The following is a 22899-nucleotide window of genomic DNA, read 5'->3' as shown; positions in this document are numbered from 1 at the left end:
TTTGGTTACAATGCACGTACCGATAAATATGAAAACCTGATTGGTGCCGGTGTTATCGACCCAACTAAAGTAAGCCGTGTAGCTTTAGAGAACGCAGCTTCAATTGCAGCTATGTTGTTAACAACAGAAGTGGTATTGGCTGATGATCCTGAAGAAGCTCCAGCTGGTGGCCCACCAATGGGTGGCGGCGGCATGGGCGGCATGATGTAATAGCTCAAAGCCAAAAGCTTTTAAATAGTACAAATCCCTGTCTGGTTTTCCAGACAGGGATTTTGTTTTATACGGTACTCACCGTCATTAAAACGTAAACGGATAGTCATGAGTTAATCATTTGATTAATTTTTGAAAATTACGGTAACTTCTATGTGTATTTTTGCAGTACAAAATCAAAAGCTAAGTTTTTAGGCATAGCATTTGAATAGGTTCAAGTACCATGAAAATCATAGTTCAAACATCAAAATTAGTGCACAGTACCATAGTAGATTGGGTACTGATAAAAGGCCCTGAACTTTTTGTTACCATTTACGGTAAATAAAATTACTTTTGCTTTCATCGTTTATGAAAGACAAGAGTATGTATAAGTTAGAGGACTTTTATAAAGATTTCCACAGTTGGGTGGTTCAGCACGGCCCAAAGTATTTGGGTGGAATAATCATATTTTTTATCGGCCTTTGGGTAATAAGATTTCTGCGTAACCGGCTCCGTAACCGGATGCTCAAAAGAGGCATACATTCATCATTACAACCTTTCTTTTTAAGTTTAAGTATTACCACTCTTTATATATTACTCATTATTTGGGTAATGAACATCATTGGGCTGGAGATGACCATCTTTACCACCATTATTGGGGCATTCAGCGTTGCGGCTGGTTTGGCCCTGTCGGGTACGTTTCAAAACTTTGCCGGTGGTGTACTGATCCTTTTACTAAAGCCCTTTGAGCTTGACGATAGCATTGTGGCGCAAGGGCAGGATGGCAAGGTAACCTCTATACAAATTTTTTATACCGTGTTACTTACGGCTGATAACAAAACGGTAATTATCCCTAACGGTAAACTATTTAACGAAGTTATAGTTAACGTTACCCGCGAGGGCAAACGCCGGCTTGATTTTGATGTTAAGATAGCTTATGCTAATGATATTGAACAAGTAAAAACAATTATACAAAATGCTATTGATACAACAGGGAACGTACTGAAATCACCAGCTTCGCGTATCGGTATCAGCAGTCTAGAGATTGACTCTATTCGCTTTTTAGTTAATGTATGGGTTAATCCTTCAAACTTTTTAACTGTAAAAATAGCCTTGCAGGAAAAGATCATCAAAGATCTTGCAGCTGCGGGTATCAATTTCCCGAAAGCAGGGTAATGGAGAAGCAAGAGATGAGAGCCAGGAATTAAGAGCTTTTATATAGTTAGAGCTATATCTTTTGCTTAGCCTTAATTTCCAGGTAACGATTAATGGTATTCACCGTAAGGCTTTGCGGGCTGGTCAAAATTGATTGTATGCCATATTTTGCCAGCTCTTTTACAATAAGCTTTTTATCGTAGGCAAACTTTTCGGCAATGGTTTTAATGTAAATGCCCTCTACATCGGTTGCCGGTTGTTCGCTAAGTTTTTTTAATTCGGTGTTCTCAAAAAATACCACCAGTAGCAGGTGATATTTCGCCAACCTTTTTAGGTAAGGAAGCTGCCGCTGCAGCCCGTTCATGCTTTCATAGTTGGTAAAAAATACAAGCAGGCTGCGTTGCTTAACTACTTTGCGCACGGTACTGTAAAGCAGTTCCATATTGGTTTCCAGATACCTGGTTTTTTCTTTATATAGAACCTCCAGTATTTTGTTCATATGTGCCGGTCGCCTGTCAGCAGGTACCACAGAGCCTAACTTTTCGGATATGGTAATGAGCCCGGCTTTGTCTTCTTTCAATAAAGCAACGTTTGATAGTACGAGGCTGGCATTTATCGCATAATCTAACAAGCTTAACCCCTCAAACGGCATTTTCATTACCCTTGATTTGTCAATGATACAATATACCTGCTGCGATTTTTCATCGATATAAGAGTTTACCATCAGGCTGCCCTGCCTGGCTGTAGCTTTCCAGTTAATGGTGCGGTAATCATCGCCGGGAATGTAATTTTTCACCTGCTCAAATTCCATGCTGTGGCCAATACGGCGTATTTTTTTGATGCCAATATCAGTTAATCTGTTGGAGATGGCCATCAGCTCATATTTGCGCATCTGCAGAAAGGAAGGGTATACGGGTAATATTTCGGTCTGTTCAAAATTATAACGCCGCCTGATAAGCCCCAATGGCGATTGAACATAAACGCGGATATTACCAAATTCATATTCGCCCCGGCGGGTTGGGCGTAACAGGTAATTGATCAGCTTATGTTCACGTGGTTTCAGGACGGTTTTAAACCATATATCACGCTTTTGAAACTGGAAAGGTATTTCATCAATAATACCTACACTTACATTAAACGGGTACCAGTTTTCGATATAAATACCCAGTTCATTATCATCGCTGTTGCTCAGCCGCTCGGGAGCGTGCCGTTTAGCAAATACACCTTTTGATGTTTTATATAGCATCATAACATCAATAGTAAATATGGCTATGAGCACCCAGAAAATAAGCACAGGAATAACGCCCAGCCAAGGGAAAAAGAATGATAATATAAACAGCACTACACAACCAGCCAGGCCGATGAAAAGCCGATTGGTTAAAAAAAGGTTTCTGTAAAACAGGCTGATGATATTTTTCACACAGGTGTATTATCTGGGTACTTCAATTTTTTGGATAATTTGAGCTATAACATCATCAGGACTTGCGCCTTCCATCTCTTTATCAGGAGTAAGCATAATGCGGTGTCTTAATACCGGAGCAGCTACATAAATAATATCATCAGGAGTAACAAAATCGCGCCCGCGGATGGCAGCCAGCGCTTTAGCCGCATTAATCAATGCCAACGAAGCACGCGGCGATCCACCCAAATACAACGACTTATGATTGCGGGTTTCGTATGTGATTTTTGCAGCAAATTCCAGCAGTTTGGCTTCTACATGAAGGGTTCTTACCTGTTGGCGCAGGGCAATAACATCAGCGCCTGACAAAACCGGCTGAACATCACTGAGTTGATCCGTTGTTTTTTGCTGATGCTGTTGAGTTAAAATAGTAATCTCTTCGGCAAGGGAAGGGTATTTGATCTCTATCTTGAATAAAAAACGATCTAACTGAGCCTCAGGTAGCCGGTAGGTGCCTTCCTGCTCTACAGGGTTTTGGGTAGCCAGTACGGTAAAAGGCTCCTGCATGGGGTAAGTATGACCGTCAATTGTGATCTGGCGCTCTTCCATTACCTCAAACAAAGCCGATTGGGTTTTGGCCGGGGCACGGTTAATTTCGTCAATCAATATGATGTTGCCAAAAATAGGGCCGCGCTTAAATTCAAATTCGGTGCTTTTAGGGTTAAATACCGATGTGCCCAGTATATCAGAAGGCATCAGATCGGGGGTGAACTGTATACGCGAGTATTGGGCATCAATAGCTTTCGATATCAATTTGGCAGTAAGCGTTTTGGCCACGCCGGGTACCCCCTCTATGAGGATATGCCCATCGGCCAGTATGCCGGCAATCAGCAGATCTATGGATTCCTGTTGGCCTACTATGATGCGGGCAAGTGTGTTTTTAATTTGATCAACCGCTGCACTTAATTTGCTCAGATCGGTTCTTTGCTCAAAATTTTCATTTTCCATTATATGCGGATTGGCTGTAAAATTTTTCTATCAGTTTATTCAGGTTTATTAATTCTGTATCCGTTACCTGTTGCTGTACGCTGGTGTAATTAATGCTATCAACTAAATCTGTAGCAAGCTGCTTATCAATGCCTGTTTTTTTGAATAACAGGTTAATAAACTCACGGTCGAGCTGATTGGTTTTTAGTTGGTAATGATCCCGGAAATGCTCTAACAGGTAAGTTATTTTCTTATGCGCTATGTTGGCATTGTTACGTTTTTCGTAATAAACCTGGCCCACAACGGTAACAAAATCAACCGTCGAATTTTGGAGGGGCTCTATCACCGGGATTATTCTCTGGCGGCGTTTGGCTTCGTAAATAATAAATACTACCAGGCTAAAGAGGCTAAGGTAATAAGCCCATTGTAAACTGGTATTACTAAAAAATACACGTAGTGGCGAGTAGTCTTCCGGGATATCTCCATTTTGAAATTGATCCCAGTAAACATAGCTGGCCACAGGCATATAGGATAATGCTTTTGCTGCATAATCGGCACCCTGCTTGGTGAGCAGGCTGTAATTGGTAAACACTTCAGGTGTGGCGCAAAGGTAAAGCGTGCCTTTACCAAACTTATAACTTAAAAATGTGGTCTGATCTGCATCGTTCTTACCTATCACGGTAGCCTTAGCGGTATCAAGGGCGCTAAAATACTGATTTGCGATATCCCGATTAAACGAGTAGTTATGCTGTGCTTTTAATAAGCTATTAATAAAATTAATGGACACGTTTTTCTTTGCATACTTTACACGTGTATCAATTTTTAAGGAGTCGGCAAAATACCCCTGCCACTCAAATGCCGACATGAAAACCGAGTTGCCGGCATTGATGTATTTCAGCAGTTCATCGGTATCAAATTTATTGAGGTGTATTTTCTTGGCTATGATAACATAATTGCCTGCATGAAGTCTTTGGTTATGCAGAGCATTGTAGATAGATTTATTGGTGTTTATAATGGTAGCCCCCGGGAATACCTGCTTGAGCTGATTGTGTAAAATGAACGTGCCGAAAGGTATTTTATCCTGATAGGCCAGGGTCGGCATCCAGTTAACCGGTATGGGTTTATTGTACTGCGCTACCACATAGCCAATAATTAACAAGCTGGCAATAGTGATATAGATCTTAAAATCTTTCATGCTACGCTCTTGTTAAAATCCTGAAATAAAGTACTTATGGTTTTAAAAACCGGGGCGTCAATGGCAAACTCCCCGTACCAGATATATTCAAACTGTAGTGTCAGGGTTTTAAAAACCTGGCGTTGCTCGGAGTTGGTAAGCTCATTGATGTAGGCATTGTTTGTTTTATCGATCTGCCATTTGATCAAATCAGCATCGCTTAGTTGTTTCAGGCATTTGAGGTAAAGCAGGCGAACAGCTAAACGATAATTATGCTGCGTTACAGCCTTTTCTATTTCACTGTCAAAATCAATTTCATGAATATCTTCTAACAGTTCGGTAAAAGGTAAACCAGCAGATGTGGGTTTGCGCCTGAAAACATTCAGCATATTGATGCCCGCCAGCTTAAGTATTACAAAAACAATAACTCCTATTCCTGTCGCGATGCACAGATACTTAAGAAAGTTCAGCAATAATTTCATAAAAGGGCCCGGATCATGCTTGCCAAATTTTACGGGTTTAAATAAATTCCAGAACCAGGCCCAGAAGCGAGTCCACCAGGACGGGTCTTTTTGCATATCCTCTTCCCTGTACTGAAAGTCCGGAAGCTTGCTGTAGTTTTTTAAAGCAGCACTATCTAAATACCGCGTATTTGTTGTTGAACTATCTGTTTTAAGTATTAATGGCACATGCTGTTTTGCCGGCTTAACGGGCACAGCACTCCAAGCCGAATGAACAGACAAAGCAAAAGCAATAATACAGAGCAGGCGCAGCATCATTAATATTCTTCGGCCGGTAAATTGGTGTCAGGGTTTGTGGTGCCCATTTTATTAATCTTATCTAACAGGCTTGTGCCGTCTTTACTTTCGGATAAATTAAAATAACACAAGCATAAGGTAGTTATAGGCAGTATGGTAAATATCTGACATAGGTGCTGGAGTATTGCTGTTATTACTGCGGCTGGCTTTGAAAATGACCAATGCAAAATCAAGCTCATTGAATTAATGATGGTTGCAGGTATGGTAATAACCATCATGCATGCATAAAAAATTATCCATATTACAACAAGCGAACCAAATGTAACCCACCAGTTTTCTTTAATTAAAAGAAAGCTGCGATTAAAGGAGTAGTTAAAACTGGCATTTTCCATCACCATGATCGGGAGTACCAAAGCGAAAATAGGCGCAAGATACAGGCCGGGTATAACACAAAACAGCAATGCTACGCCAATAAGCAAATTCAGTAGAATGGAGGTGCCCAGTACCCGCAAAAAATAGTATTTGATGTAACCCCACATTTCTTCGGTAGTGGGTATTTGACTGTTTTTGGCTTTATATAAGGCTATATAGCTTAAAATGGTAACCAGCATGGTTGTAAAACCTAATAATGCAAAAACGATAGTGAATACATATTCAATACCCAAAAAGTTAAAAATTGATGGCCGGTATTGCCTGTTATAAGTTCCACTGCTGATGCTGCTCATGGTACCCACCATTTTGAGTTGAAGCAGGCTTGCACTAATAACTCCGCCTAAAATAAAAATACCGCAAAAGGTAAAAAAGTATTTGATCAGAGGCTTAAAATTCTGTTTGATAAATGAAAAGGTATCGCTTATGATTTCGCCAAAATCACGTATTCTGGCTAATTCAACTTTCTGTTGCATGATAGGTTTGGGTTGCTTTATAAATTTTATTAGGGTATATAATTACATACCATATTATAAATAATAACGATGACGCTAAAATAGTTATACTGAGCCATGCCGGCATTTCTGTATGCCGGGTTACAAAGCCTTCAAAAAACGCGGCTACGGTTAATATCGGGATAATGCCTATGGCAACCTTCATCCCATCTTTGGCCCCCTTTTTTAACGAAACCATGCGCTTATAGGTTTTAGGAAATAAAATACTGTTACCAAGAATTATACCTGCCGCACCTGCTATGATGATTGATGAAATTTCTAAGGTGCCGTGTATCCATATTACCAGGATAGATTGTATGCCCAAGCCCTTACTAAAAAAGTAATACTGAAATGATCCCAGCATTATTCCGTTTTGAAATAAAAAATAAACTGAGCCTACTGTAAATATGATTCCGCTTACAAAAGTTACCAGCGAAACATAAATGTTGTTGACTGTTATAGAAAAAAACATATTTACTTCACTGCCGCCTTTGTATACACCAAAAGGATCGCCTTTAAGTATGTTGGCATTAGTCATATCCACATAAGTGTCGCCCATGATAAGGCGCACAAAGGTTTCATCATATTTGGCCGATAATGCTCCTATAAGGCAAAATACCATGAAAAAAGAAAAAGAATAAAGCAACTGTCTGTGATAGCTTTTAAACAAAAGAGGCAGCTCATATTTCCAGAAGGTCAGGAATCGGTTGCTCTTTTCGCTTTTGTTTTTATAGATGGATTGGTGAAGGCCCGCTGCTAAACCATTTAGATAAGCGGTTGTTTTTGATTTGGGATAAAAGGTTTTGGCGTAAGCCAGATCATCGGTGATCTGAATAAAGCGGTCGGCAAGTTCGTCGGGGTCGTCAGTTGGCGATTGCTCAAAGCTGGTCCATTTGCTGGAGTTTTGTTTAACAAAAAGCGGTTCGCGCATGTATACCCGTATATTAAATATGCCCTGAAAATAATTACAAAATATACATATATCAATAACAAAAGCATATTTATCTTTTATATTTTTATTGCATGCAAACCATCAGGATAACTACTACACAAAATATTGATATTGACTACGAGGTAGCCGGGCTTGGCGAACGTATGGTGGGCTATATTATTGATGCAGCTATATTTGTTGTTGTTTTTTTTGCCACGTTTATAACTCTTGGTTTATCTGGCAATATGAATCGTGGTAATGATGTTTTTTTGGACGTAATCGTTATGATTATTGGCGTTTTATATACATTTTATGATCTGGTGTGCGAAACTGCCATGAATGGGCAAAGTGTGGGTAAGCGTATTATGAAAATCAAAGTAGTGAGTCTTGATGGTGCGCGCCCAAGGTTTGGCCAGTATCTGATGCGCTGGTTGTTCCGGATAGTTGATTTTACTTTTAGTGGAGGTTTATGCGGACTGATATGTGTTGCTGTATCTGAAAAATCGCAGCGGCTTGGCGATATGGTGGCAGGTACCACCTTGATCCGTACCAATCCCCGCACAAAAATGAATAACATAGCCTTTAAGCCCGAGGCGGATGATTATCAACCTGTATTTACAGAGGCTGCAAAGTTGAACGAACAGGATATTGAATTAATAAACGAGGTGATCAATAATTATGTTAAAAGCCGCAACAGTATGTTGGTTTATAATATGGCGAAACGCGTTAAAGAGATATTAAATGTAACGCCTCCGGCCGATATGAATGATATGCTGTTTTTGCAAACCATTATTAAAGATTACAGCCATATTATAGCTCAGGCCGATGTTTTGTAATGGATATAAAAGCCCCACATTTTTATCCCGTAACTGATCAACACTATACTGCCCACGATCATAAATAAGGTTTTCTTCACAGATGATTTTTGGGTATCCCAATTGAATAGGGCATCTGCTATGCCATAGGTAAAAAACAACAGAAGAGGTATTGTAGGAGGGTATAAAGTAAAGCTTTTTTGAAGATCACCCTGAAAAAGCGCCATCACTGAACGCTGGAAACCGCAGCCAGGGCAATCAATACCGGTAATATATTTAAACGGACAAGCAATTAAATGATTTTGCAGCCAGTGTACAAGACCCAGCTGGCTGCAAAATATTTTTATATGAGTATAACACGGCAGCATTAAGCCTGCGGTGGATTGGTATTAAACGGATCTTTATAATCTTTTGACGGATCAAATGGTTTAAAGCCGGAAGCTCCGCCATCGCCGGCTGGGCCTAAATATTGGTAGTTGCCAAAACCCAGTAATGGATAAAATACAAATGACAACAGTACCAATCCTACGGTAAAACCTTCGCTTTGGCCAAAGCTTTTGCTTAATAAATTAAGCGTCCAAATAGCAAATATGATGTTAACGCACGGGATTAAATACAAAATGATCCACCAGGTTGGTTTGCCTACAATTTCAAGCAATACGATAATGTTGTATATCGGGATGATGGCTGCCCATCCGGGTTTTCCTGCTTTTTCATACACTTTCCACATGCCAATGATAGAGATGATCCCTGCAATTAAACATGGGATTAAAAATGCGCCAAACAAGGCTGCAAATGCACCAGCGGATGGCGCCGAAGATGGGTCATAATTTTGCATTTTGGTTTTCGGTTTAAGTAAACGGTTGAGTTTGTTAATGCAAAGTATGAAATATTTAGATGAAAATTAAATAGATAGCTCATTTATTACAAAGTGGGAATGATATTTTATTTATAATTTTGACCTGATGCAGAGAGAGCAAATTTCGGTTTTTGATATGTTCAAGATAGGCATAGGGCCTTCCAGTTCACATACACTTGGCCCCTGGCGTGCGGCGCAGCAATTTGCTGAAGGCCTGCAGGAGCAAAGTTTATTACCTATGGTTGAACAGGTGAAAATATTGTTATATGGCTCATTAGCAAAAACCGGCCGTGGGCACGGGACCGATATTGCAATACTGCTTGGCCTGAGCGGAGATGATCCGGTAACTTTTGAAGTTGACCAGATAGTTCCTAAAATTTCGGGTATAACTAATAACCGTAAATTACTGCTGGCAGGCGTACAGGAAATCAATTTTTCTGTTGTAGACGACCTGTTGTTTTTATTTAATGAGAGTTTACCTTTTCATCCTAATGCGGTAACCTTTCAGGCCTTTTTAAATAATGGTAAAGCAGTTTCCGAAACCTATTACTCTATTGGCGGCGGCTTTGTAGTAAAGGATGGTGCCACAGGTCCGGCCAAACAAGAGGTTGATCTGCCATTCCCAATCGATACCGCTGCCGATTTGCTGCACTGGTGTATGAAAACCGGTTTAAAAATATCGGAAGTAGTGATGGAGAACGAGCTGGCCTGGCGCAGCGAGCAGGAAACCCGCACCGGCGTGTTAAATATTTTCAGAGCATTAAAGGAATGTATTTACCGGGGCTGCCACACCACCGGCCAGTTGCCTGGAGGCCTAAATGTTGCCCGGCGCGCCTTTAAGTTAAACAGTAAATTAATTGGCAACCGTACCTATTCCAACTATGAAGAATGGGTTGCTGCCATACGCCAAACCGGCGATGGTTTTAAAAATATATTGGATTGGGTAAGTTGTTTCGCGCTGGCTGTAAATGAGGAAAATGCCTCCTTTGGCCGTGTGGTTACCGCGCCTACCAATGGTGCTGCAGGAGTAATACCAGCAGTGCTGCAATACTACATTGTTTTTTGCGAAGGAAACACTGAACAAAAGATCATCCAGTTTTTATTAACCGCATCTGAAATTGGCAGTATATTTAAAAAAGGCGCTACCATATCGGCCGCAATGGGCGGCTGTCAGGCTGAGATCGGGGTATCATCGGCAATGGCCGCCGCTGCTTTAACAGAGTGTATGGGTGGTACGCAACGACAGGTATTAATGGCTGCCGAAATAGCTATGGAACATCACCTCGGCCTCACCTGCGACCCTATAGGCGGCCTGGTGCAGATCCCCTGCATCGAGCGTAATACAATGGGGGCTATAAAAGCCATCACGGCATCGCAATTAGCGTTGCAAAGTAATCCCGAAAAGGCCAAAGTAAGTTTGGATGCCGTGGTGAAAACCATGTGGCAAACCGCGCTTGATATGAACTCCAAATACAAGGAAACATCAGACGGCGGCCTGGCTATCAACATACCTATCAGTTTGCCGGAGTGCTAATTTCAAATAATGTAAATTCCAATAACTATTTTTTGTTAAGCCTATTTAATAAAGCTGGCTTTAGCTGCTCAACCCAATAATGGTACATGATGGCGGAAGGGTGAAGCCCGTCATTTGCAATAAGAGTTAAGTTATCGGCCGCTTGTTTGGATATTGGGGTTATGTCGATATAATGAACGCCGGCATCGGCGCTTGCCTTGCGGTTAATGTTATTGAACTGATCTATCTCGGGTCCTATGATGGCTTCCTTACCGTTGGCGAAGGGTGTCACGCCATAATCAGGTATAGAGAGTACAAATACACGGGTTTTATCGCCTTTGGCAAATTTGATGGCTGTATTTAAAACCTGCATAAATTTTATACGATAGTTTTCCTGGCTGGCATTCTGGTACTGATCATTTACACCTATAAGCAAGGTAACTATATCATAGGTGTTGTTTTGTATATCGCTGTTATCAATAGCGGAGATAAGCTGGTCGGTTGTCCAGCCGGTTTTAGCTATGATGGTGGGTGTATTTATCTTGTGCCCCGGTATTAAACCCGCAAGCTGATAAGGAAATGATTCCTGAGTAGGTACCGACTCGCCAATGGTGTATGAATCGCCAAGGGCGAGGTAGTTTAACGTATCGGTAACAGGTGCTTCGGGCATAGGTGTATAATTATATGACTCCATTGAGCCGATGTTTTTTGAGCAAGCCGTAAGGCTACTTACAGATAGTAAGATTAAAAAGAATACTTTCATCATAAGATCTCCATACCAAACAGTACGGAAATATGATGCTTAAGGATTTTTTTTACTTCATTAATATCAACTATTCTGCCCAATTCCTGCTGCATAGAGGTTACAGCCTTATCATCAATACCGCAGGGAACTATGTTTTTAAAATAGTCCAGATCGGTATTTATATTAAAAGCCAGGCCGTGCATGGTTACCCAGCGGCTGCAACGTACGCCCATAGCGCATATTTTACGGGCATTTTCATTATCAGCATCAAACCAAACACCGGTGTAGCCAGGATAACGGCCAGCTTTTAAACCATAATCGGCCAGGGTTAATATCACCGCCTCTTCCAGCGTACGCAGGTACAGGTGTATATCGGTGAAAAAATTATCGAGGTCAAGTATCGGGTACGATACAATTTGCCCGGGCCCGTGATAGGTAATATCACCGCCCCGGTTGATGGTGTAGTATGAAGCTTCTTTATCTTTTAATCCCTGTTCATCAAGTAATAAATGCTCAGGTTTGCCGCTTTTACCTAAGGTGTATACGTGAGGGTGCTCGCAAAATATCAGGTAGTTAAAAACTTCTTCAGGGGTAAAAGGCTCAAATGTATCTGCCGCTACCAGTGTTTTGGCTGCTGTTTCATAAGCCAGTTCGGAGTTACGATTATTGAGTTTAGTTTTTACTGATGCCGAAAATAACTCTTCCTGTTTGTCCCAGGCTTGTTGATAGTCAATTAAACCCCAGTCCTGAAAAAATACTTTTTTGTTTTTCATTTACATTTGTCCCTTTACGTAACCTATCATATAATCTTCGTATTGCATATAGCTTACGGTATAATCAAGACTAATAGCTGTTTTATGAAGATGAGCGTTTAACTGTCCCTTGGTTTCAAAATGAAACGGTTCTAAAAAAATGTTATCGGCAAAAGAAACCTCTTTTTCACCATTACATTTATATACAGCTTCTTTAGCACACCAGCACACATACAATTGTTCAATTTTGTGTTGTGGGTCAATAAAAGCCATTTCTTCTGCCCGCATAAATTTGCCGGCAATGCGCTCCACCTTTTGTTTTATCTGTTCAATATCTATCCCCACTTTATGTGTCTTGCTGATCATTACAGCAGCATAATCAAACGAGTGACTTAACGATATATGGTAGGGCAGATTTACCAGGTAAGGTTTGCCATGAGCATCAACCTTGCAGTCAATATATTCGTCGGTGAGCAGCATTTTACGAAGCAGCACGCGGGTGCCCAACCAATGCAGGTGGCGCTTGCCGTTGCTTAGTTTTTCAACATAAGCCTTCTCGTCATCGTCAAGTTGTAGTTGTTTGTACAGGTCGTCAGCCTCTTCTTCAATTTTCCAGAGCGCAAATTCGGTATCGTCATCAATCCGCTGCCTGTATGCTATAGCCATAATAAGTAAAGTTGCAAAATAGGTGACAAACTTATGTCAAATAAATTTAATTAAAATATATATAGTATCAAGTAATTAGTATCAGGTATCAAGATACTCAATTTAGGTTTTTAGAGCCTCACCCAACCCTCTCCTCTGGAGAGGGTTTTTTACTTCGCCTCGTGTGCATCAGCAAAAGAGGGAAGTATTTTTGAAGGAAGGTAAAAGGAACTCAATTAGTGGACCATTAAAAATAAAGCTAAATTTGAAAAGCCGGCGTAAGCAAACCTTAATTTAATATTTTATATGAACATACAGGAACAAATCGAAGCCTATATTGCCAGTCAACCTGAACCAAAGCGCAGTGATATGCAAGAGCTGCACCATTTCATACTTCAAGTTTTACCAGGTTGTAAATTATGGTTCGATAATGGTAAAAACAGCGAAAATAAAACTGTTACCAACCCCACTATAGGCTATGGATTTCACATCATAAAATACGCTGATGGAAAGACCAGGGATTTTTTTCAAATTGGTTTGAGCGCAAACAAAACCGGGATCTCTGTCTATATCCTGGGTATCAAGGATAAGACATACTTAGCCCAAACATACGGGAAAGAAATAGGCAAGGCGAGCGTTACAGGATATTGCATTAGGTTCAATAAATTAAAAGATATAAACCTTAATATACTTGAAGCGGCAATGAGATATGGGGTTGAAGTTACAAGTGGAAATTAAATTTCAAACTGAAACATTATAACAAATTGTTGTCCTTTTCTGCCTTTTTATTTTCTATAGAAGCTATGCCCCAGTTTGTTAACGCATCAAAAACGTTTTGAAGGGATTGGCCTAAAGCGGTTAGCTGATATTCAACGCGTGGCGGAACCTCCGGATAAACAATCCGGGTAATGATACCATCCTGTTCCATTTCGCGAAGCTGGGCAGTAAGTGTCTTTTCTGAAATATCTGCCAGCTGGTTATTAATAAGGCAATACCTCACTGTTTCGCCTTTGCGCAATACATCATATATCCTCAGCTTCCACTTGCCGCTAATTGCAGCCAGCGCAAGTTCAATTGCGCAAGTGTCGGGATTTGTTATCCAATCAGATCTGCGTGTCCTGTTATAAGCCATTTTTTAATTTATTGCAAAAATACACCAGGAAACGGCTCATTACATCCAAACCCAATGTTAATATTCTGTCATAAGTGTCAACTAAAGCAATTTTTTCAATTTGACAAATCCCTGTAAATGAGCAATACGAACCTTTATTACCGTAACGAACTAAGGCGTAAGTTATTGTATTTGAGTTATATGCGTTGTTATTTTGCTATGACAACAAGGGCGCGCAGCTCAAAAAACTAAAATCAAAATGAATAATATTTCACTATTTGAACCCCATGCTATGGGTTCAATACAATTAGAAAATCGTGTTGTGATGGCACCTATGACCAGAACACGCACATCATTAGGTGATGTACCTAATGCCATGATGGCTAAATACTATGGGCAGCGTGTAAGTGCCGGATTAATTATTGCCGAGGCTGCTGATATCGCCCCTCATGGTAAAGGCTATCTGTGGACACCCGGTATTTATTCAGATGCACAAGTGGAAGGCTGGCAATTGGTAACTAAAGAGGTTCATCAAAACGGAGGCCGGATTTTTTTGCAGGTATGGCATGTGGGCCGTATGTCTCATACTTCCATGATGCCTGATGGGCAGGCGCCATGGGGAGTGACCGACGTACAAGCAGTGGGATCTGACGTGTTTGCACATGACGCTAACGGGCGATTAACCTTTGTGCCTGCAAGCGCACCCAGGATGCTTGGAACTGAAGAATTACCCGGCCTGGTCGGTGATTTCAGACAAGCTTTCCGTAACGCGGCAAAAGCGGGATTTGATGGTATCGAGCTTCATTCGGCCAATGGTTATTTGTTGGAGCAGTTTCTGAATTCCACACATAACACACGCAGTGATCAATACGGAGGCCAGACCCCGGAAAACCGCAGCCGTTTTTTGCTGGAGGTAGTGGATGCAGCTATTGAGGAATTAGGGGCCGATAAAGTAGGGATCAGGCTTTCGCCATTTGGACGGTACAACAGCACCCCCGAAGATCCTTTTGCAGCAGAAACATTTTTCTATTTATGTAATGAACTGAACCGCCGGGGCATCGCCTATATCCACCTCCTTTATCAACTGATGCCTGTAGGGAATATGCAGGAAGTTACCAAGTTCGAAGAGATGCACCTGCCGGATGAATTTGTTAAAAAGACCCGTGATATTTTTAAGGGTACCATTATCTGGTGTGGTAGTTTTACCAAAGATGCTGCACAATTTGCATTAACTACCGGCTGGGTAGATCTGATTGCTTTCGGTCGGCCGTTTATAGGGAACCCTGATCTGGTAGCACGTTTCAAAAATAACTGGCCATTAACAGTGGCCGACCGTTCTGCTTATTATACCAGGAACGGAGAAATTGGCTTTACCGACTTTCCTTATTTTGATCCCGCACAGGAAATTGTGTTATAATAAGAGATAGAAAAGTGGCCACCTTTCAAGGTGGCTGCTTTGTTTTTAGCCTATGTTAAAAAAATCTTGATACCTGGTACCAACTACTTGATACCATGGCTTGCCTATTGATTTAATTAATTATAATTTAGGCCCCAGACATGATATTATCAGATAAGCGTATTCTCGAAGAAATTGAAAAAGGCAACATCATTATTGAACCTTTTAAACGCGAATGCCTGGGCACCAACTCGTACGATGTGCATTTAGGCAAACACCTGGCCACCTATCGCGACAGGGTGCTTGATGCCAAAGTTCATAACGAGATTGATGGCTTTGAGATACCAAAAGAGGGCTTTGTACTACAGCCCAATACGCTTTACCTGGGTGTTACCATGGAATATACCGAAACACACAGTCATGTACCTTTCCTGGAAGGTAAATCGAGCACCGGCCGTTTAGGTATTGACATACATGCCACCGCTGGCAAGGGTGATGTAGGTTTCTGCAACACCTGGACGCTCGAAATTTCGTGCGCTCAGCCCGTGCGTATTTACGCGGGTATGCCTATTGGTCAGCTTATTTATTTTGTGGTTGAGGGCGATATTGAAACCATGTACAACACCAAAAGCAACGCCAAATATAACAACCCAACAACACGCCCGGTTGAAAGCATGATGTGGAAGAATAAATTTTAATCAAATTATTTTTCGCGGCATTAAATAATATAGAGCGGGTAATTCTTATGGCGTTTGCAAAAAATCTAAATCTTTTAGAAATTGCTCAGGCGGTTTTCGCTATCGCTTTATTTATTGGTTTTTTAAGACTGATAAATCGTAAACTAATTTATTTCCGGAAGCACGGAATACCTGGTATTGCAAAAATAGTTAAAATGAGCGCCACAAACATTAAACACGGGGAGCGCCCATTGATGGAGATCATTTTAGAAGTAAAAGAGGAAGGATCAGATGCCCTAAGGCAGGTTGAGATACGACAGGCTTTTAGTGTTTCATATATGCCCAATGTTGGAGATTTAGTAAATATACTTATCGATCCCAAGAACAAAAAAAAGATGATAATTGACGAAAGAAATCCACAGGCAGTAAAAGAGAGTAAATTTTAATCAAATTATTTTTCTTGACATTAAACCTTTAAATTCAATCATTGTCAAAGTATAAATTAAGCGTGCGCCTGTAACATAAAAAGCTTAATTTACGGCACTAAACATTTTACTTAGCAACCTTAAACCTTCACAAAACGTATCATCTGAAAGATATTTTGTGTAGATTGAATTTATATTTAATATCATGAAATACAGGAAATTATCTGCCGGCTTACTGGTAACTGTAGTTATAACGGTAATTTTTGGTTTTACCGGTCCCGGCGATGATCTTTTAGGTAAGCTGGTCGATCAGCTTTATAAATGGCGGGCCGAGCACCCGCAGGAAAAAGTTTACCTCCATCTTGACAAACCCTACTATGCCGCCGGCGAGGACATCTGGTTTAAGGCTTATGTAACCATAGGCAGCAAACACCAGCTCTCAGCTTTCAGCGAAATATTAAATGTTGACCTTATTGACGAAAACGACTCGGTAAAGCGCAGTGTTAAACTCCCGTTAACAAGTGGTCTTACCAATGGCGATTTTACATTGCCCGATACCATAGCTGCCGGTAACTACCGGATACGTGCCTATACCAACTGGATGCGCAATGCCGGCGATGATTATTTTTATGATAAAACCATCACTATTGTCAGTGCCATTAATAACAAGGTTTCTACCAAAACCAATTTCACATACGGCACCCTGAACGGCAAGAAAAAGGTAAACGCGCTCATCAATTTTACCGACCAAAATGGCAGCCCTTATGTTGGCAACGATGTAAGTTACCAGGTTGTGCTCAATGGCAAAATTATATTTAAGGGCAAGGGCGTTACCGATGATAAAGGCAACCTCGACGCTGCTTTTGTGAATACAACCGCCAACACAGCAGCAACAGGCCATATTATTACGCATATAAAACTGATTGATAAAAAAGTTATAACCCGCACAGTGCCCATCAAGGCCATATCAAACAAGGTTGATGTACAGTTTTTCCCCGAGAGCGGCAGCCTGGTAAACGGGGCCGAATCAAAAGTTGCTTTTAAGGCCGTTGGCGCCGATGGTCTGGGTACAGATATAAAGGGAAATATTGTTGACGAGCAAAACAAGGTTATCACCGCATTTAACAGTACCCATTTGGGTATGGGCGTATTTAACTTAAAGCCCGAAAGCGGCAGGGCTTACAAAGCACACGTGGTTTATGCCGATGGGTCTGAAGGCGACTTTAATTTACCCAAAGCGGCTGATAATGGCTATGTGCTGAATATTGATAACACGACAGGGGACGACCTTGTGGTAAAAATATTACCGGGGACAAGCCTGCTGCACAGCGATACCCCTACCGACGGATTGATATTGGTAGGACAAAGCAGCGGTGAAATTTATTACGCGGGTAAAAGCCCCGATGGCGGCAAAACATTTACATCAGCAATACCTAAAAGTAAATTCCCTACGGGTATTGTGCAGTTTACGCTGTTCACGGATAAAGGCGAGCCGTTGAATGAGCGCCTGGTGTTTATTCAAAACCCCGATCAGCTTAAACTTTCGGTATCGGGCGATAAGCAGCAATACGCTCCGCGCGAAAAAGTGACCATCAGCCTCAAAGCTAAAAATAAGGACGGTAACCCCACTATAGGCAGCTTTTCGGCCTCGGTTATTGATATGTCAAAAGTGCCGTTTGACGAAACAACAGAAGAAAGCATTTTCTCGAACGTGCTGCTCACCTCCGATTTGAAAGGGTATATTGAAAAGCCCGGTTATTACTTTGCGAGTGATAACGCAAAAACCCGGGCCGATTTGGATGTGCTGATGCTTACCCAGGGCTATCGCCGTTTTGAATGGAAACAGGTTATCAATGATGCCTTTCCGCCGGTGGTTTATCAGCCCGAAAAAACGCTGGCTATATCCGGCCATTTAAAAACATTTGGGGGCAAACCTGTCCCTAATGGCAAAGTAACGCTGTTTACCACAGCAGGCGGTACGTTTATTTTAGATACCGTGGCCGATGCGCAGGGTAAATTTACCTTCAATAACCTTGTTTTTAGGGACAGCATTAAGTTTGTGGTGCAGGCTCGTACCGCTAAAGACCGCAAAAACCTGGAGATTGAACTGGATAACATAGCACCACAGCCCGTAGGTAAAAATAAAAACACGCCCGATATACAGGTAAGCATTAACGACGGGCTTTCAACATATCTGCAAAACAGCAAAAACCTGTTTAACGAGCAGGTAAAATATGGCATAGGCAATCATACCATAGTATTAAAAGAAGTGGTTGTAAAAGATACTCGTGTACAGGCAGTACAACACTCATCAAACCTAAACGGGCCGGGCAACGCCGACCAGGTGCTTACTTATAAGGATATTGAAAATATGGGTAACCAGCAGTTATCTAATATACTGCAAGGACGATTGGTAGGGGTGATATTCCGGGGAGGAGTACCTTATTCCACCCGTGGAGGAACCAGGCCGATGCAATTAGTTATTGATGGGGTTTACCTGGAGCCAGATCAGTTAGATAACATAGTGGCATCTGATGTTGCCAGTATTGAGGTTTTACGCTCGATTGGAAATACTGCTATTTATGGTTTCAGAGGTGGAAATGGTTTAATAGTGATCACCACCAAACGGGGTGATGAAGGGTCTGTTTATAACCGTTACGCACCGGGCGTGGTTACTTACTCGCCAAAAGGATATTATAAGGCGCGTGAATTTTACTCGCCCCAGTATGATGACCCAAAAACAAATACGCAAATGCAGGATCTGCGTTCAACCATATACTGGCGGCCAAACATTATAACCGATAAAGATGGCAATGCCACACTATCGTTCTTTAACGCCGACGGAAAAGGCACATATCGTGTAGTAATTGAAGGCATTGATGCCGACGGCAGCCTTGGCCGGCAGGTTTATAAGTATAAGGTTGAATAAAATTCAAAATTAAAAAGTCAAAATTCAAAAGTGCAGGGTGTCATGCAGAGCATCGTCGAAGCATGGTGGGTTGGCCTCTGTACACAACCCTTGGATGTTTTAATGAAAAAAGATTTGTCATGCTGAACGCAGTGAAGGATCTACTCTCCAATAGGCATATCGTCAAACAGATGCTCCACCGGGTTCAGCATGACAAAAGTGTTTTGACTTTTGAATTTTGATTTTTGACTTTTCAATCTACTTAGCTAAATAAAACTTCTCCCAAAAATCTACCGATTGTGATATTTCGCTGCGGCCTGCCTGTCCACCGCCGAAACCACCGCCTCCGCCGCGGCCACCTCTGCCTCCACGACCGCCGCCGCCCATGCCCCCACCACGACCACCTCTGCCGCTTCCACCGCCAAAACCGCCGCTCTGATGGTCAGGGTTTTCCGCGCCTTCGCCTTTGGGGCGTTGTATGCCGTTTATTTTAAAGTTAAAGGCCCATTCGTTTTTGGTAATATCATCCGTATGGAAAAATTGTAAGGGGATGGCCATTTCATAAATCAAGTTACCTTGGTCGTCATAGTCAATAGCGGCTTTAATGCCATAAGTGTTTGAGGTGGTGATCATATCGCCTTCAATATCTTTAAAGCCTTCAACCTTAATGTTGCGAAGTTTAGTTACCCGTTCGCGCATCAGCTCGTCGCGGTCTTCTTTGGTGATTTCGCCGTCCTGATTACTGCGTTTTCCAAATTCGGGCGGCGACCCGGGATCGGCGAGGGGAAAGGTGAGCGAAAAGCTTTCCTTTTTTTTGCCTTTGGTATCGATGCCCAAAGTAATACCGGCATTTAGAGTGCGTATTTCATTCAGCCTGTCGCTGATACGGACTACCGCGTAAAGCATGGTTTTATCATTGGCCAGCGTGTAGCCGATCTTTTTTTCATCATTGAAATAGCGCAGGGTGTCGCCCCAGTCTTTCAGGCTGCCATCAACAACAATGGGGTTGGCGGGTGTCTTTAAGGTAGTTTGATCTGTTTTGGCAGATTGCGCGTTTACCGCGGTAACTAAGCACAATAAAAAAGCAGGTGTGAAAATAAAGCAATAAATAGCTTTTTTCATGGGTTTGGGGAGTTTAGGGTTTTAAATCAGGAGCTATTGTAACATGATTTTTAAGCCCATTAAACATAATTTTAACACATTTATTATTGTTTTTGAGTAAATTTGTAGTTACGATGTCAACCGAAACGCAGGAAGAAACACTCACACTCGAAGAAATACTGGCCGGACTGAAAGAAGTTCACCGCCTTATATTATGGAACGATGATTTTAACACCTTTGATCACGTGATCCATTGCATGATGAAGTATCTTGATTACTCCGAATCACAAGCCGAAAAAATTGCCTGGAAAGTTCATAATGAAGGTAAATGTGCCATACTGGAGGGTTCATTCACCGAAATGGAAATTTACCGCAAAATATTGCAACAGGAAGGCCTTACCGTTAGTGTGGAGTAGTTGGTGTTTAATTTTGTCTGATATCCTGTCATGAAAAAAACAACATTATTTTTCTTACTGATAGTATTCACGATAGGCCTCATGCCCGTCGATGGCAGCGCGCAAAGCAAAAATCTTAAACTGGTCTTTATCCGCCATGCCGAAAAGCCTGTCAATGGCGATAACCTGTCATGCGCGGGCCTTAACCGGGCCGTGAAACTCCCAGAGGTTTTAAAAGCCAAATTTGGCGTACCCGATTATGTTTATGTACCTGCCCTGCATCAGGGTAAATCAACCCCACGAGGCCGCATGTTCCAAACTGTTTCGCCTTTTGCCATTAAATACAATTTAACCGTTAATACCAGGTTTGAGGAAGAAGATGCCGCGGGCCTTACCGCCGAATTGCAGGGTAAAAAAGGAACGGTGTTAATTGTATGGGAACACAGCCAGATTAAACCTATACTGAAAGCCCTTGGCCTCAACGTTAAAAACCTGCAATGGCCCAATGATGATTTTGATACCATCTGGATTGTGGGATACAAAAAAGGCAAACCGTTTTTAACAGTTGATAAAGAGGGGATAGTGCCGGCTGAAGGGTGCAGTTTTTAAGGAGCTCTGATTAATCTGCCAACAAAAAAAACAAATCAAAAGAAGAGGCGCGCCATTGCAGGGCGTATACCCGCTCCTGGCCGCGGGAAAGCCAGTTACTTTGTAGCCACAAAGTAACTGGCTTTCAGCATAGAGGCTTCTTTACGCTCATAGCCTTTGCCCTGCAAAGCAAGCAGAACCGCGGGCTGCAATTATTTTGCCCCACTTCGTTCGCTCATACTCCCGCTTCAGCAAAAACTTGCTATGCCCCTGCAGCCGCACAACTCCACCAAGTTCTGCCTGCTTTCGTCCGAAGCTTATCTGCTGACGGAGAAGGCTAAGGTAAACAGGGAGCATAGTAAATTGCGATAAAAACAAGGACCTGTCATCCTGAGCTTGTCGAAGGATCGCGCGGAAAGGCCTGCCCACCATGCTTCGACGGAGCTCAGCATGACAGCCGTTTTTATTGAAAAGTTTATAAACAAAAAAGGTGCGCCGTTCGGCGCACCTTTTTTGTATTTCAATAATATCAATTAGCCTACCAGGTAGTTCCAACCGTAGGTATCTGGCGCGTTACCGTATTTTACGGCGTCAAGCGTGGCTAAAACCTTTTGAGAGAACTCGCGCGTTTTAGGGTCGCTCAGGAAATACTCTTCGCCATCAACGCTGATAGAACCCACAGACGCAATGGTAGCGGCGGTACCTGCACCAAAGGCATCGGTAAGTTTGCCGTTTTTGGCGCCTTCAATAATTTCGGCTACAGAAACCTTGCGGGTTTCAACCGGGATACCCCATTCTTTGGCTAAAGCAATAACCGTATCGCGGGTTACACCGTCAAGAATAGTGTCTTTTGCTTCGGCAGTGATCAGCACACCATCAAGCAGGAACATAGCGTTAGCAGCACCCATTTCTTCAATGTATTTGTGCTCTTTGGCGTCTGTCCAGATCAACTGGTCAAAGCCTTCTTCGGTAGCCTTGCGGGCAGGCAGCATAGAACTGCCATAATTGCCGGCAGCTTTTGCAAAACCCATACCGCCTTCGGCAGCGCGGGTGTAATAGGTTTCTATTTTAACACGCAGTGTTTTTGAAAAATATGGTCCAACAGGGCCGGTAAGCACCATGTATTTGTAAGTTGATGATGGTGTTACGCCCAGGTATGGGTCGGTAGCAAACATAAACGGGCGGATATATAGCGCGTGGTTTGCTTTTGATGGTACCCAGTCGCGGTCAATGTCAACCACGGCGGCCATACTTTGTAAAAATATTTCTTCGGGCAAAGTTGGCATGCATAAACGTTCGGCCGATTTGTTAAAGCGGATGGCGTTTTTGTCGGGGCGGAAAATGGTAACCTTTCCGTCGGCATGTTTGTAAGCTTTTAAACCTTCAAAAAATGCCTGACCGTAATGTAATGCAGAAATTGCCGGACTAAGCCCAATTTCGCCGTAGGGAATGA

The 22899-nt window shown here is 42.1% G+C and carries 24 protein-coding genes and 1 pseudogene; 11 read left to right on the top strand and 14 right to left on the bottom strand.

Features of this window, described 5'->3' with window-relative positions; translation table 11 throughout:
• A pseudogene (gene groEL, locus AAGC65_RS16380) lies at nucleotides 1–210 on the top strand (chaperonin GroEL); the annotation flags it as partial.
• Between the two features lie 348 nt (nucleotides 211–558).
• Nucleotides 559–1365, top strand: a complete 807-nt coding sequence (locus AAGC65_RS16375) for a mechanosensitive ion channel domain-containing protein (RefSeq protein WP_343113540.1) — start codon at nucleotides 559–561, stop codon at nucleotides 1363–1365.
• A 52-nt stretch (nucleotides 1366–1417) separates the two neighbouring features.
• On the opposite strand, the gene AAGC65_RS16370 is transcribed toward AAGC65_RS16375, so the two are convergent.
• The 6 genes from AAGC65_RS16370 to AAGC65_RS16345 are packed head-to-tail and all read right to left on the bottom strand — an operon-like array spanning nucleotide 1418 to nucleotide 7516.
• Entirely contained in the window at nucleotides 1418–2764 is a 1347-nt protein-coding gene (locus AAGC65_RS16370) for a DUF58 domain-containing protein (RefSeq protein ID WP_343113539.1), read from the bottom strand.
• A gap of 9 nt (nucleotides 2765–2773) precedes the next feature.
• Nucleotides 2774–3751 (bottom strand): MoxR family ATPase, encoded by a 978-nt coding sequence (locus tag AAGC65_RS16365; protein WP_343113538.1) that lies wholly within the window; start codon nucleotides 3749–3751, stop codon nucleotides 2774–2776.
• The gene (locus tag AAGC65_RS16360; RefSeq protein WP_343113537.1) at nucleotides 3741–4925 is read right to left on the bottom strand and encodes a DUF4350 domain-containing protein; all 1185 of its coding nucleotides are present in this window, start codon (nucleotides 4923–4925) and stop codon (nucleotides 3741–3743) included. Before AAGC65_RS16360 ends, AAGC65_RS16365 begins: the two co-directional genes overlap by 11 nt.
• The gene (locus AAGC65_RS16355) at nucleotides 4922–5683 is read right to left on the bottom strand and encodes a hypothetical protein (protein WP_343113536.1); all 762 of its coding nucleotides are present in this window, start codon (nucleotides 5681–5683) and stop codon (nucleotides 4922–4924) included. Before AAGC65_RS16355 ends, AAGC65_RS16360 begins: the two co-directional genes overlap by 4 nt.
• Nucleotides 5683–6567, bottom strand: coding sequence for a hypothetical protein (locus AAGC65_RS16350; protein WP_343113535.1), 885 nt, complete (start codon nucleotides 6565–6567; stop codon nucleotides 5683–5685). The genes AAGC65_RS16355 and AAGC65_RS16350 overlap by 1 nt, the downstream gene beginning before the upstream one ends.
• Entirely contained in the window at nucleotides 6551–7516 is a 966-nt protein-coding gene (locus AAGC65_RS16345; protein ID WP_343113534.1) for a stage II sporulation protein M, read from the bottom strand. The genes AAGC65_RS16350 and AAGC65_RS16345 overlap by 17 nt, the downstream gene beginning before the upstream one ends.
• A 92-nt stretch (nucleotides 7517–7608) precedes the next feature.
• Between AAGC65_RS16345 and AAGC65_RS16340 the strand changes: the two genes are divergently transcribed.
• A complete protein-coding gene (locus AAGC65_RS16340; RefSeq protein ID WP_343113533.1) occupies nucleotides 7609–8352 on the top strand; it encodes an RDD family protein in 744 nt (247 codons plus the stop codon).
• Here the strand turns inward: AAGC65_RS16340 and AAGC65_RS16335 are convergent.
• Both AAGC65_RS16335 and AAGC65_RS16330 read right to left on the bottom strand, forming a co-directional pair.
• Nucleotides 8334–8699, bottom strand: a complete 366-nt coding sequence (locus AAGC65_RS16335) for a DUF2752 domain-containing protein (RefSeq protein ID WP_343113532.1) — start codon at nucleotides 8697–8699, stop codon at nucleotides 8334–8336. The genes AAGC65_RS16340 and AAGC65_RS16335 overlap by 19 nt on opposite strands.
• Nucleotides 8699–9169 carry a DUF5684 domain-containing protein gene (locus tag AAGC65_RS16330; RefSeq protein WP_343113531.1) on the bottom strand — a complete coding sequence of 157 codons (471 nt, stop codon included), beginning with the start codon at nucleotides 9167–9169 and terminating at the stop codon, nucleotides 8699–8701. Before AAGC65_RS16330 ends, AAGC65_RS16335 begins: the two co-directional genes overlap by 1 nt.
• A 127-nt stretch (nucleotides 9170–9296) precedes the next feature.
• On the opposite strand from AAGC65_RS16330, the gene AAGC65_RS16325 reads away from it, so the two are divergent.
• Nucleotides 9297–10724: an L-serine ammonia-lyase gene (locus AAGC65_RS16325; RefSeq protein WP_343113530.1), complete on the top strand. Its 1428-nt coding sequence runs from the start codon at nucleotides 9297–9299 to the stop codon at nucleotides 10722–10724.
• 25 nt (nucleotides 10725–10749) lie between these two features.
• On the opposite strand, the gene AAGC65_RS16320 is transcribed toward AAGC65_RS16325, so the two are convergent.
• The 3 genes from AAGC65_RS16320 to AAGC65_RS16310 all read right to left on the bottom strand — a co-directional run bounded on the left by AAGC65_RS16320 (nucleotide 10750) and on the right by AAGC65_RS16310 (nucleotide 12866).
• Nucleotides 10750–11397, bottom strand: a complete 648-nt coding sequence (locus AAGC65_RS16320; protein WP_343113529.1) for an SGNH/GDSL hydrolase family protein — start codon at nucleotides 11395–11397, stop codon at nucleotides 10750–10752.
• Between the two features lie 68 nt (nucleotides 11398–11465).
• Complete coding sequence (lipB, locus tag AAGC65_RS16315; RefSeq protein ID WP_343113528.1) at nucleotides 11466–12221, bottom strand: lipoyl(octanoyl) transferase LipB; 756 nt, start codon at nucleotides 12219–12221, stop codon at nucleotides 11466–11468.
• The gene (locus AAGC65_RS16310) at nucleotides 12222–12866 is read right to left on the bottom strand and encodes a 4'-phosphopantetheinyl transferase superfamily protein (RefSeq protein WP_343113527.1); all 645 of its coding nucleotides are present in this window, start codon (nucleotides 12864–12866) and stop codon (nucleotides 12222–12224) included. It lies immediately after the preceding gene.
• A 285-nt stretch (nucleotides 12867–13151) separates the two neighbouring features.
• Between AAGC65_RS16310 and AAGC65_RS16305 the strand changes: the two genes are divergently transcribed.
• Nucleotides 13152–13583, top strand: coding sequence for a hypothetical protein (locus AAGC65_RS16305; RefSeq protein ID WP_343113526.1), 432 nt, complete (start codon nucleotides 13152–13154; stop codon nucleotides 13581–13583).
• A gap of 16 nt (nucleotides 13584–13599) precedes the next feature.
• On the opposite strand, the gene AAGC65_RS16300 is transcribed toward AAGC65_RS16305, so the two are convergent.
• Nucleotides 13600–13977: a helix-turn-helix domain-containing protein gene (locus tag AAGC65_RS16300; protein ID WP_343113525.1), complete on the bottom strand. Its 378-nt coding sequence runs from the start codon at nucleotides 13975–13977 to the stop codon at nucleotides 13600–13602.
• Between the two features lie 238 nt (nucleotides 13978–14215).
• On the opposite strand from AAGC65_RS16300, the gene AAGC65_RS16295 reads away from it, so the two are divergent.
• The 4 genes from AAGC65_RS16295 (at nucleotide 14216) to AAGC65_RS16280 (ending at nucleotide 19383) form a co-directional block, all read left to right on the top strand.
• Nucleotides 14216–15373, top strand: a complete 1158-nt coding sequence (locus AAGC65_RS16295; RefSeq protein ID WP_343113524.1) for an alkene reductase — start codon at nucleotides 14216–14218, stop codon at nucleotides 15371–15373.
• 140 nt (nucleotides 15374–15513) lie between these two features.
• Nucleotides 15514–16050: a dCTP deaminase gene (dcd, locus tag AAGC65_RS16290; RefSeq protein WP_343113523.1), complete on the top strand. Its 537-nt coding sequence runs from the start codon at nucleotides 15514–15516 to the stop codon at nucleotides 16048–16050.
• Nucleotides 16051–16097: 47 nt separating this feature from the next.
• On the top strand, nucleotides 16098–16475 hold the full coding sequence (locus AAGC65_RS16285) for a hypothetical protein (RefSeq protein ID WP_343113522.1): 378 nt from the start codon (nucleotides 16098–16100) through the stop codon (nucleotides 16473–16475).
• Nucleotides 16476–16659: 184 nt separating this feature from the next.
• On the top strand, nucleotides 16660–19383 hold the full coding sequence (locus AAGC65_RS16280; RefSeq protein WP_343113521.1) for a TonB-dependent receptor plug domain-containing protein: 2724 nt from the start codon (nucleotides 16660–16662) through the stop codon (nucleotides 19381–19383).
• Between the two features lie 237 nt (nucleotides 19384–19620).
• Here AAGC65_RS16280 and AAGC65_RS16275 read toward each other — a convergent pair whose 3' ends face one another.
• A complete protein-coding gene (locus AAGC65_RS16275) occupies nucleotides 19621–20484 on the bottom strand; it encodes a hypothetical protein (protein WP_343113520.1) in 864 nt (287 codons plus the stop codon).
• Nucleotides 20485–20597: 113 nt separating this feature from the next.
• Between AAGC65_RS16275 and AAGC65_RS16270 the strand changes: the two genes are divergently transcribed.
• Together AAGC65_RS16270 and AAGC65_RS16265 are read left to right on the top strand one after the other, a co-directional pair.
• Complete coding sequence (locus AAGC65_RS16270) at nucleotides 20598–20879, top strand: ATP-dependent Clp protease adaptor ClpS (RefSeq protein WP_343113519.1); 282 nt, start codon at nucleotides 20598–20600, stop codon at nucleotides 20877–20879.
• Between the two features lie 30 nt (nucleotides 20880–20909).
• The gene (locus AAGC65_RS16265; protein ID WP_343113518.1) at nucleotides 20910–21467 is read left to right on the top strand and encodes a histidine phosphatase family protein; all 558 of its coding nucleotides are present in this window, start codon (nucleotides 20910–20912) and stop codon (nucleotides 21465–21467) included.
• Nucleotides 21468–21979: 512 nt separating this feature from the next.
• Here the strand turns inward: AAGC65_RS16265 and AAGC65_RS16260 are convergent.
• On the bottom strand, nucleotides 21980–22899 hold a 920-nt coding region (locus tag AAGC65_RS16260), incomplete at its 5' end, for a branched-chain amino acid aminotransferase (protein ID WP_343113517.1).

Source organism: Mucilaginibacter sp. (genome assembly GCF_039207105.1).
GTDB lineage: Bacteria > Bacteroidota > Bacteroidia > Sphingobacteriales > Sphingobacteriaceae > Mucilaginibacter.
The sequence above is the reverse complement of the archived record's forward strand: the minus strand, read 5'-3'. Positions and strand labels throughout refer to the sequence as shown.

Coding starts and splice junctions, on each gene's coding strand:
- AAGC65_RS16360 (WP_343113537.1), bottom strand. CDS start 4,925: ATGAAAGATTTTAAGATCTATATCACTATTGCCAGCTTGTTAATTATT.
- AAGC65_RS16275 (WP_343113520.1), bottom strand. CDS start 20,484: ATGAAAAAAGCTATTTATTGCTTTATTTTCACACCTGCTTTTTTATTG.
- AAGC65_RS16285 (WP_343113522.1), top strand. CDS start 16,098: ATGGCGTTTGCAAAAAATCTAAATCTTTTAGAAATTGCTCAGGCGGTT.
- AAGC65_RS16345 (WP_343113534.1), bottom strand. CDS start 7,516: ATGCGCGAACCGCTTTTTGTTAAACAAAACTCCAGCAAATGGACCAGC.
- lipB (WP_343113528.1), bottom strand. CDS start 12,221: ATGAAAAACAAAAAAGTATTTTTTCAGGACTGGGGTTTAATTGACTAT.
- AAGC65_RS16270 (WP_343113519.1), top strand. CDS start 20,598: ATGTCAACCGAAACGCAGGAAGAAACACTCACACTCGAAGAAATACTG.
- AAGC65_RS16280 (WP_343113521.1), top strand. CDS start 16,660: ATGAAATACAGGAAATTATCTGCCGGCTTACTGGTAACTGTAGTTATA.
- AAGC65_RS16375 (WP_343113540.1), top strand. CDS start 559: ATGAAAGACAAGAGTATGTATAAGTTAGAGGACTTTTATAAAGATTTC.
- AAGC65_RS16365 (WP_343113538.1), bottom strand. CDS start 3,751: ATGGAAAATGAAAATTTTGAGCAAAGAACCGATCTGAGCAAATTAAGT.
- AAGC65_RS16330 (WP_343113531.1), bottom strand. CDS start 9,169: ATGCAAAATTATGACCCATCTTCGGCGCCATCCGCTGGTGCATTTGCA.
- dcd (WP_343113523.1), top strand. CDS start 15,514: ATGATATTATCAGATAAGCGTATTCTCGAAGAAATTGAAAAAGGCAAC.
- AAGC65_RS16340 (WP_343113533.1), top strand. CDS start 7,609: ATGCAAACCATCAGGATAACTACTACACAAAATATTGATATTGACTAC.
- AAGC65_RS16295 (WP_343113524.1), top strand. CDS start 14,216: ATGAATAATATTTCACTATTTGAACCCCATGCTATGGGTTCAATACAA.
- AAGC65_RS16325 (WP_343113530.1), top strand. CDS start 9,297: ATGCAGAGAGAGCAAATTTCGGTTTTTGATATGTTCAAGATAGGCATA.
- AAGC65_RS16310 (WP_343113527.1), bottom strand. CDS start 12,866: ATGGCTATAGCATACAGGCAGCGGATTGATGACGATACCGAATTTGCG.
- AAGC65_RS16355 (WP_343113536.1), bottom strand. CDS start 5,683: ATGATGCTGCGCCTGCTCTGTATTATTGCTTTTGCTTTGTCTGTTCAT.
- AAGC65_RS16320 (WP_343113529.1), bottom strand. CDS start 11,397: ATGGAGTCATATAATTATACACCTATGCCCGAAGCACCTGTTACCGAT.
- AAGC65_RS16350 (WP_343113535.1), bottom strand. CDS start 6,567: ATGCAACAGAAAGTTGAATTAGCCAGAATACGTGATTTTGGCGAAATC.
- AAGC65_RS16305 (WP_343113526.1), top strand. CDS start 13,152: ATGAACATACAGGAACAAATCGAAGCCTATATTGCCAGTCAACCTGAA.
- AAGC65_RS16300 (WP_343113525.1), bottom strand. CDS start 13,977: ATGGCTTATAACAGGACACGCAGATCTGATTGGATAACAAATCCCGAC.
- AAGC65_RS16265 (WP_343113518.1), top strand. CDS start 20,910: ATGAAAAAAACAACATTATTTTTCTTACTGATAGTATTCACGATAGGC.
- AAGC65_RS16335 (WP_343113532.1), bottom strand. CDS start 8,699: ATGCTGCCGTGTTATACTCATATAAAAATATTTTGCAGCCAGCTGGGT.